This is a genomic window from Mesorhizobium sp. M1A.F.Ca.IN.020.06.1.1, from assembly GCF_004023265.1.
Taxonomy (GTDB): domain Bacteria; phylum Pseudomonadota; class Alphaproteobacteria; order Rhizobiales; family Rhizobiaceae; genus Mesorhizobium.
On record NZ_RZSR01000905.1, the window covers coordinates 1 to 2,444 of the forward strand.

Sequence of the window (2,444 nt, forward strand, 5' to 3'; positions counted from 1 at the left end):
CATGTATATAAGGTATAATACCTGTATGTCCTGCCAAGTGAGGCTCGGCGTCAATGCTCACTGATAACTCTCGCGAAATTGAAGCTTCCGCTCCAACCTCCCGCTTTGAGCACACTCTGTTCCCTCGAGCGCAGGTTCATGAACATGCGATGCAGATGGCGCGGCACCTGTCTCAACTCGGATTTGACGATCTTCCCAGTGAAGTCATTCATCTAGCAAAGCTTGTAACGCTTGATACTATCGGTTGCATCGTTGCCGGCACGCAGACCGACTTGGGGCGACGAGTCATTGCGGCATACGAAAACGGCGACGGTCCCCAGGGGTGCAGCGTTCTTGGAACTCAATTGAAGCTTGCGCCTTCCCATGCGGCTAAGGTCAATGCATGGCTCGCAGACATCCTTGATTACGAAGACACGCTTTCGGGTCACCCAAGCGCGACAGTTATTCCGGCCGCTTTGGCAATGGCGGAGCACCGGAATACAACGTCAAGACAGTTCCTCACAGGGCTAGTAGCAGGATACGAGGCCGGAGTCCGACTTCATGATGCGACAAGGGCCACGCCTGAAGCCTATCGACGGTTCGCATCGTATCACGCGTGGCATGGCGTGGCAGCTGGTGCAGCTGCAATGGTCGTTTTAGGTGGATCTGAGGAGCAGTTTCGATCTGCTCTCGGGCATGCGGCTGGCAATACAAATATCCCTTTATGGTATGTGGAATATGGCCGGCCGGCGCACGCTCTTAAGGCGAATTACGGACAAATGGCACTTGGCGGAGTCGAGGCGGCGCTTTGTGCCCGACAAGGCATCCTCGGGCCGTTTTCTATGCTCAGTGACCCAGAACGCGGATTTGCGGCGATCATCGGATCTGACCAGTTTGATCCCTCTCAATTTTCCAGCGGCTTGGGATCCACCTGGCGCATCGCAAAAACTTGCTTCAAAGGATATCCAGCCTGCTACGCGCTGCACCCGACAATAGGGGCAGTGCTAGCTATTCAGAAAGACCACAATATTGATCCAAGACAGATCGAAAAGGTCTCCATTCGCGGAGGAGCCAAACTGGCAAGCTGGTTCTCGTATGACATGCCATCGTCCGAACTCGACGGCCAGTTCTCAGTGCAGTATGTTGCGGCTATGCTTCTATTGTCAAAAGAGCCAGGCGCGAGTTGGCATAGCGCGTCGACTCAAAGCGATCCAGACGTGAGAGCTTTACTGGCGAAGACAGCTGTCGAACTTGATCCGGCAGCAGAAGCTGCGCTTTGGAAGGGAGAGGCGCAGCGCGCCTCCGTGTCCATCTTTTTGAAGAATGGACAAACCTGCTCCGCAACCGTGGACTGGCCTCCCGGCCACCCCCGCAACCCTATGAGCGAGGCTGATATCGAACGAAAGTTTGTACGGAATCTGCGCGATACGCGACTCGAAAAACGAGCCGCACAGATTGTGGAGATGGCGGTGAGCTTAGATCGGACGGACAGCGCCATTGCCGACGTTATACAACTGTTACGTGCTGCCGAAACTTAGATCCAGCAACGAATTGCTGATCGCTTGGCGATCTGCAAACGTCGGTGCGGCTGGCCGGCGGCTGCCGGGGGGTACATCTGTGTGATCTGACCGGGAATTTGAACCAGGGAACCAGGCGCGTTGAGAGCCTACTGGCCTACTGCATGATTGTGGATGTGGTAGCTGCTGTGAGACTGTGAGACCGCCTCCATTGTGACTGGTGCGGGCGGCCGGTGGCCCAAAGATGAATTAGGGAGCAGACGATTGTGGTGGTCCTCGCCTCTGGTACGCGACGGTCGTGATCCTTTCTCGAGCCGGTCGGCGACCTACTCACAATGGGTCGCCAACGGGCATGACCGCCCGAGAAACCGTTTCAGCCTTCCGCGATTGGACTCCCTAGGATGCTGAGCGAGCACGTGAGTTGGTCGAACGGGGCTTGTGCGACACCATACACAATGATGTTCGGTTCGGAAGTTGTGTATTTATAAGATCGCCGAAGCATCGGATATCCTGTCGGGATACGGAACTCTTCCTCCACCTCGCCGACGGCTGGTGCCGCGTCTATCATCAGATCGGTCTTGATAACATGAATGTCATGCTGCTTCAGCGCATTGACGACAAAACTTCCGCCGAACTCCTCTATAATATCTTCACCAATATCTGGCGAGATGAAGGTCGCATCGTACATAAACGGAGCGCCTTGCAGAAAGATCATCTTTCGGATGCAGAGCATTGCGGATTTAGGAATATTGAAGGCGTTTAATGTTGGATCAGTAATAATCTCTCGAGTTGTAGCAATGAGCTTGATCGTTGCTCCCTCATAGTTTGGAAAATGCACGTCAAGCTTGCGCACCACCTTCTTCTGTCTTTTCTTGACATAGGTGCCCTTGCCGGCAACGGAAACGAGGACCCCAGCTGCCTGCAGGTCGCGCAGTGCGCGCTTGATAG

Annotated in this window: 2 protein-coding genes; one reads left to right on the forward strand and one right to left on the reverse strand. The window is 54.6% G+C overall.

Going from position 1 to position 2,444, the window contains the following annotated elements; genetic code table 11:
• Positions 1-53 precede the first annotated feature (53 nt).
• Positions 54-1,517: an MmgE/PrpD family protein gene (locus EOA60_RS28810; protein ID WP_128312303.1), complete on the forward strand. Its 1,464-nt coding sequence runs from the start codon at positions 54-56 to the stop codon at positions 1,515-1,517.
• A 352-nt stretch (positions 1,518-1,869) separates the two neighbouring features.
• On the opposite strand, the gene EOA60_RS28815 is transcribed toward EOA60_RS28810, so the two are convergent.
• On the reverse strand, positions 1,870-2,444 hold a 575-nt coding region (locus EOA60_RS28815; RefSeq protein ID WP_164899621.1), incomplete at its 5' end, for a UTRA domain-containing protein.

Coding starts and splice junctions, on each gene's coding strand:
- EOA60_RS28810 (WP_128312303.1), top strand. CDS start 54: ATGCTCACTGATAACTCTCGCGAAATTGAAGCTTCCGCTCCAACCTCC.